6 protein-coding genes, 1 pseudogene and 1 riboswitch are annotated in these 6307 nt (G+C 74.5%); of the genes and pseudogenes, 3 read left to right on the top strand and 4 right to left on the bottom strand.

Annotated elements, in window-relative coordinates:
* Positions 1-617: pseudogene (locus AKI01S_RS52030) on the top strand (hypothetical protein); the annotation flags it as partial.
* 105 nt (positions 618-722) lie between these two features.
* Here AKI01S_RS52030 and AKI01S_RS37055 read toward each other — a convergent pair.
* Genes AKI01S_RS37055 through AKI01S_RS37040 form a run of 4 tightly spaced genes read right to left on the bottom strand, consistent with a single transcriptional unit; the run spans position 723 to position 4177 of the window.
* Positions 723-1421 carry an adenosylcobinamide amidohydrolase gene (locus tag AKI01S_RS37055; protein WP_067828884.1) on the bottom strand — a complete coding sequence of 233 codons (699 nt, stop codon included), beginning with the start codon at positions 1419-1421 and terminating at the stop codon, positions 723-725.
* A complete protein-coding gene (locus tag AKI01S_RS37050) occupies positions 1418-2188 on the bottom strand; it encodes an ABC transporter ATP-binding protein (protein WP_067828881.1) in 771 nt (256 codons plus the stop codon). Before AKI01S_RS37050 ends, AKI01S_RS37055 begins: the two co-directional genes overlap by 4 nt.
* Positions 2185-3234, bottom strand: a complete 1050-nt coding sequence (locus AKI01S_RS37045; protein ID WP_067828880.1) for a FecCD family ABC transporter permease — start codon at positions 3232-3234, stop codon at positions 2185-2187. The genes AKI01S_RS37050 and AKI01S_RS37045 overlap by 4 nt, the downstream gene beginning before the upstream one ends.
* Before the next feature lie 10 nt (positions 3235-3244).
* Positions 3245-4177: an ABC transporter substrate-binding protein gene (locus AKI01S_RS37040; RefSeq protein WP_067828878.1), complete on the bottom strand. Its 933-nt coding sequence runs from the start codon at positions 4175-4177 to the stop codon at positions 3245-3247.
* A 94-nt stretch (positions 4178-4271) separates the two neighbouring features.
* Positions 4272-4340: riboswitch (cobalamin riboswitch) on the bottom strand.
* A gap of 249 nt (positions 4341-4589) precedes the next feature.
* On the opposite strand from AKI01S_RS37040, the gene AKI01S_RS37035 reads away from it, so the two are divergent.
* On the top strand, positions 4590-4784 hold the full coding sequence (locus AKI01S_RS37035; RefSeq protein ID WP_067828876.1) for a hypothetical protein: 195 nt from the start codon (positions 4590-4592) through the stop codon (positions 4782-4784).
* Between the two features lie 309 nt (positions 4785-5093).
* A complete protein-coding gene (locus AKI01S_RS37030; RefSeq protein WP_157420433.1) occupies positions 5094-6302 on the top strand; it encodes a phospholipase D-like domain-containing protein in 1209 nt (402 codons plus the stop codon).
* Positions 6303-6307 lie beyond the last annotated feature (5 nt).

Genomic DNA, 6307 nt, shown 5'->3' with positions numbered 1-6307 from the left:
CCGACGCCGCGACCCAGGAGGCCGCCGAGGCCCGCGCGGCCGCGGAGGAGGCCGCCGCCGAGCGGGACACCGCGCGCGCCGAGTACCGGGAGGCCCGCGACGCCGTCGAGCAGGCCACCGCCGCGCGGATGGCCGCCGAGGCCGAACGCGACCGGATCGGCGAACGCGAGAACGAGCTGCTGGCCGCGCTGGAGGCCGCCCGCTCCGAACTGGTCACCCTGCACGCCCGGCTGTCGGAGAGCGAGACGATCGCCGAGGGGCAGCGCATCGAGGCCGCCGCCGCCCGCCAGTCCGCCGAGGACCTGCGCGCCGCCGTGCGGGGGGCCGAGGCCGAGCGGGGCCGCGCGGTCGCCGAACGCGACCAGACCCACGCCCGGCTCCAGGAGGCCGAACAGCTCAACTGGCAACTCGGCCGCGCCAACGACGAGCTGCGCGGCGCCCTGGCCGCCCTCACCGCCGAACGCGACGCCGCCCGCGCCGAGGCCGAACGCGCCCGCCGCAGCGTCGACCTGCTCACCCGGAGCGTTCCGGCGAACGCCCCGCGCCCCGACGTCGATCTCGAACCGCCGACCGGCCTGCACTCCGTCAACGGTTTCCGGCTTCCGCACGCCGGCTGAGCCGCCCTCCGAAGGGGCGGGGAAGGGAGGTGCGCCAGGTCCCACACAGCACTGGCCCGTGCCGGCCGCCCGCGGTGCGTTCCGGGGTCCGCGGGCGGCCGGCGCTCAGCGTCCGGGGCCGTTCCCGGCGCGGGCGCGCAGCACGGCGGTGTAGTCCAGCGCCCCCGCGTGCACGGCCGCGTGCACCGCGCGGGCGATCCGCGCGCCCCACCGCGAACGCGGACCGGCGAACGGCTCGGGTTCCCCGTCCTCGGGCGCGACCACGCAGATCGCGTCGGAGGCGGTCCCGGTGCAGGGGTAACCGGCCTCCAGCAGCGCCTGCGTCTTGGCCTCGGTGGCGGTGACGACGGCGTTGACCAGGGCCGCGTCGGTGAGGGCGGCGGGGACGCGAACGGTGATGTTGACCGTTCCGGGGCGCGGCGCGCCGTCCAGGCGGATCGGGGCGAGCTCGGGGTCGGTGGCGCCCTCGGGGGCGGCGGCCCAGGTCGGGACGCGCAGGCCGACGGTCGTGGCGACGGCGACGCCGCCGTCCTCGCGGCGGACGGTGCGGTCCACCGACGCGGCCGTCAGCATCCCGACACCGGGCCCGGCCAGGCCGAGGCCCGCGGCCATCTCCCGCAGGTGCTCGACCGGGTCGGTACGCGAGTACGCGCCGGGGACCTGCGCGTTCATCACCCAGGCGACGGGGCCGATGCCGCCGCCGAGCAGCGCCGACGAGACCGCCCGCATGCCGGGGCCGGTGCGCCACACGGTGGTGGCCAGGACGGCGCCGTCCTCCTCGCGCCGCGCCGTCTCCAGGTTCACGGGCGCTCCAGGGACAGGATCGGGCGGCCGTCGGGGCCGGGGGTGACGTGGACGCGGGCGTCGAAGTGCTCGGCGACCGTCTCCCGGGTGAGGACCCGCCGCGGCGGGCCCGCCGCCGCGACCCGGCCGCCGGACACCAGCACCAGGTCGTCGGCGTACTGCCCGGCCAGCGTCAGGTCGTGGATGGTGGTGACGACCGTCAGCCCGTCGTCCCGGCGCAGCCGGTCGATCAGCTCCATGACCTGCTGCTGGTGGCCGATGTCCAGGGCGGTGGTGGGCTCGTCGAGCAGCAGCGCCGAGGTCTGCTGCGCCAGGGCGCGGGCGAGGACGACGCGCTGGCGTTCCCCGCCCGACAGGTGGTCCAGCTCGCGGTCGGCCAGTTCGGCCAGGTCGAGGCGTTCCAGGACCTCGGCGGCCACCGCCCGGTCGCGGGCGCTCTCGCGGCCCAGATGGGGGATGTAGGGGGAGCGGCCCAGCAGGGTGTAGTCGAACACCGTCATCCCGGCGGGCAGGTTCGGGGTCTGCGGGGCGTAGGCGACCAGGCGGGCGCGGTGCCGGGGCTTGAGCGCGCGCGGGTCGACGCCCCCGACGGTGATCCCGCCCTGGCAGGGGAGCAGGCCGAGGACCGCGCGCAGCAGCGTCGACTTGCCCGCGCCGTTGGGGCCGATCACCGCCGTCCACGACCCGGCGGGGACCGTCAGCGACACTCCCGCCAGCACCGGGCGGCCGTCGAGCGCGACGTCCAGGTCGCGGACCTCGATCGTCACGTGCTCACCTGCCTGCGGGCCGCGCGCAGCACGACCACGAAGAACGGGCCGCCGACGAACGCGGTCACCACGCCCAGCGGCAGCTCGCCCGGCGCGACGGCCAGGCGCGCCACCAGGTCGACCAGCTCCAGGAACGCCGCGCCGGCCAGCAGCGACAGCGGCAGCACGATCCGGTAGGAGCCGCCCGCCAGCCGCCGCACCACGTGCGGCACCACGATCCCGACGAACCCGATCAGCCCGCTCATCGCCACCGCGCACGCGGTCGCCAGCGACGCCGCCGCCAGCACCAGCAGCCGGATCCGCGCCGCCGACAGGCCGAGCGCGGTGGCCTCCTCGTCGCCGACGGCCAGCACGTCCAGCAGCCGCCCGTGCAGGACCAGGATCACGCTGGACACCAGCGCGTACGGCGCGACGACCGCGAGCTGGTGCCAGTCGGCCGACCCGACGCCGCCCAGCACCCACGCGTAGATCCGCTGCAGCTCCTCCGACCGGTACTGCAGCACGAACGTCTGCATCGCGCCCAGGAACGACGACACCGCGATCCCGGCCAGCATCAGCGTGGCCGAGTGCGACGCGCCCTGCCCGGCGACGTTGCCCAGCAGGTAGGCCAGCGCCACCCCGCCGAGCGCCCCGGTGAACGCCGCCAGCGGCACCGTCAGCCCGGGGTCGCCGGGCAGCAGCGCGATCGTGAGCGTCGCGCCGAGGCCCGCCCCGGAGGCCGCGCCCAGCAGGTAGGGGTCGGCGAGCGGGTTGCGGAACACCCCCTGGTACCCGGCCCCGGCGACGGCCAGCAGCCCGCCGACCAGCGCCGCCATCAGGACGCGGGGCAGGCGCAGCTCGAACAGCACGTTCCACTCGACGGCGCTCAGCCCCGAGTCCACCTCGACCAGCGGCAGCCGGTCGGCCAGGGCCTTCAGCACCCCGCCGACCGGCAGGTCCGCCGCGCCCGACAGCAGCCCCGCCAGCAGCGCGGCGACGAGCACGGCGGACGCGACGGCCAGCTGCGCCGGACGCAGCCGCGCCGCCGCCCTCACCTGTGTCTTCACGCTGTGCGGGTCACTTACCTTCCGACGCCTCGCGGACCGCGCCGCCGATGGCCTTCACGAACTCGGGCAGGCGCGGGCCCCAGCGGGAGGCGACGTCGTCGTCGAGCGCGACGACGTTCTTGTTCCGGACGGCCTTCAGGTCCTTCCAGCCCGGCCGCTTCGCGACCGTCTCCGGCGACTGCTGGCAGCACTGGGTGTCGGCCAGGAAGACCAGGTCCGGGTCGTCCTGGAGCAGCGACTCCCGGGACAGCTGCGGGTAGCCGCTGCCCTGCTTGTCGGCGTCGTCGGCGATGTTGCGCAGCCCGAACAGCCCGTACAGCTGCCCGATGAACGTCTTGGACGTCACCGTGTGGAACTGCTGGTCCAGCTCGTGGTAGTAGCTCAGCCGCCCGCTCCTGGGAGGCTTCGCCGCCGCGACCTCCTGCTGGATCCGGTTGCGCATGTCGTCGGTGACGCGCTTGGCGTCGGCGTCCCGCCCGGTGGCCCGGCCCAGGTCGAGGATCTGGTCGTAGGCCTCGTCGAGCTTGGTGGCGGCGGGCTCCACCAGCACCGGCACCTTCACCTTCCGCAACGCCGCGACGATGCCGTCCTGGTCGTTGGACAGCACCACCAGGTCCGGCTTGTAGCCGATGATCGCCTCGGCGTTCGGCTTGAAGCCCGACAGCTTGGTCCGGGGCGCCTGCGCGGGGTGGTCGGACTGGTCGTCGACCGCGACGACCTGGGAGCCCGCGCCGATCGCGAACAGCGTCTCGGTGTGGGTAGGGGACAGCGACACGATGCGCCTGGGCGTCGCGGGGATGGTCACCGCGCCGTTGGCGGCCTCGACGGTCACCGTCCGGGCCGGGGCGGAGGTGTCCTTGTCGGCGGAGCCGCCGCCGCAGGCCGCCGCCAGCGTCAGGGCGCCGCCCGTCAGGGCCGCGCCGAGGGCGCGAAGGGGTCGCACGAGAAGCCTCCAAGGCTGCCGGGAAGGCGCGCGGCCCGCCGGTGACGGGTTCGGCCTTCCGCGAGGTCGAGAGTCGTCGGCGCGCGGGAGGCGACCTGGCTACGTCCGTCACCGGGGAGGGGACGGCATCACAGTTGCGGGACAGCGCCGGATTCGCACCGGCTTCGCTCCGTGACGCGCTTGACCTGCAACGTTACCAGCAGGTTCGGCGGGGCCCGGTGCGGGCCCGTTCCACCGCGGCCCGGCGCCGCGAACCCGCTGATCACGGAACCGGCGGGATGGTCCGGCCGCACCGGGTGGGGCCGCCGGAAAACGCGTCCGGGGGCGAGGACGCGAACCGTTCATCTGACGGGCCTTGTCCGTTTCCCGGGTCCGGCCCAAAGGTCGGAGCGACCGACCCTGGAGCCGCCTCATGGACAACACGGAACACACCGCCTCCGCGACGTTCGGATCCGCCCTGCTGGGCCACCTGCTCATCGCCCTGTGGTCCGGAGTGCCCGCCGCGGTGCTGCTGCTGGCGGGGGAGACCCGGGCGGGCGTCCTCTGCCTGCTGCTTCCCGCCGCGCTCACGATCTGGGCCACCGCCCGCCTCGTCCGCCGACCTTGAGAACCCGCCGCTCCTGGACCGGGAACGGCTGGAATCCGACGGCCGAGGCTCGCCACTATGGTTGCGCCCGAGACGCGGATCGGCCCGAGAGCAGAGGGCGCACGATGGAACTGATCAGCCTTTCGGACGGCGACAACGGCTTCCGGGCGCGCGTGCTCGGGCGCCGGTCGCCCTTGCGCACCGTCCCCACACCGTCCCCGACGCATCACGAACATCACACTACGAACGCATTTTGCGGGGACTCCTAGGGATCATCGGATTTTTGGGTATGTCCCCGCGTCGTCGTCCCCGTCGGAAGGAGCGTCCTCGGTGAGCACGCGTTCGATCCCGTCCGCCCAGGAGTCCGGCCCCGGCGAGGAGCGGGGGGACAGGCGCCACCAGATCCGCCGCCGGCTGGAGCGGCTGATCGGGATCGCGGCGACCGAGGGCAACGAGCTGGTGGCGCTGCGCAACGGAGACGAGATCTTCCCGGCGATGCTGGAGTCGATCCGGTCCGCGCGGCAGACGGTCGACATGATGACGTACGTCTACTGGCGCGGCGCCATCGCCGAGGAGTTCGCCGAGGCGCTGTGCGAGCGGGCCAGCGCGGGCCTCCGGGTGCGGCTGCTGCTGGACGCCATCGGCAGCTGGCAGATCGAGGGGCGCCTGCTGAACCGGATGAGCGAGTCCGGGGTGACCGTGGCCTGGTTCCGCAAGCCGCACCATCTGTCGCCGCTCAAGCAGAACCACCGCTGCCACCGCAAGGTCCTGGTGGTGGACGAGCACACCGCGTACACCGGGGGCGTCGGCATCGCCGAGGAGTGGTGCGGCGACGCCCGCGACGAGCGGGAGTGGCGCGACACCCACGTGCGGGTCCGGGGGCCCGCGGTGGACGGGATCGCCGCCGCGTTCGCGCAGAGCTGGGCCGAGTGCCACGACGAGCTGTACGACGACCGGGACCGCTTCACCGCCCAGCCGGCGGCCGGCGACGCGGTGGTGCAGGTGGTGCGGGGCTCGGCCAGCTTCGGCTGGCAGGACATGCAGACCCTGATCCGCGTGGTGCTGGAGTCCGCGACCGACCGGATCCGGCTGGCCTCGGCGTACTTCGCGCCCGACGACTACTTCACCGAGCTGCTGTGCGCGACCGCCCGCCGCGGCGTCGAGGTGGAGATCCTGCTGCCGGGCCCGCACGCCGACAAGCGGGTCAGCCGCCTGGCGAGCCAGCGGCACTACGAGACGCTGCTGGAGTGCGGGGTCCGCATCCACCAGTTCCAGCCGTCGATGCTGCACGCCAAGATCATCACGATGGACCGGATGGTCTCGCTGGTGGGCTCGACCAACTTCAACCGCCGCTCGCTCGACCACGACGAGGAGGTCATGCTCGCCGTCATCGACGACGACCTGACCGCCACGCTGGACGCCCACTTCGACGAGGACCTGGGCCGGAGCGAACGGGTCGACCACGCGCGCTGGGCGCGGCGGTCCCTGGCCCAGCGGGCCAAGGAGATGTCGATCACTCCGCTGCGCCGCTTCCTGTAGCGGGG

This window comes from Actinomadura kijaniata NBRC 14229, from assembly GCF_001552175.1.
In the GTDB taxonomy this organism is placed as follows: domain Bacteria; phylum Actinomycetota; class Actinomycetes; order Streptosporangiales; family Streptosporangiaceae; genus Spirillospora; species Spirillospora kijaniata.
The sequence above is the reverse complement of the archived record's forward strand: the minus strand, read 5'-3'. Positions and strand labels throughout refer to the sequence as shown.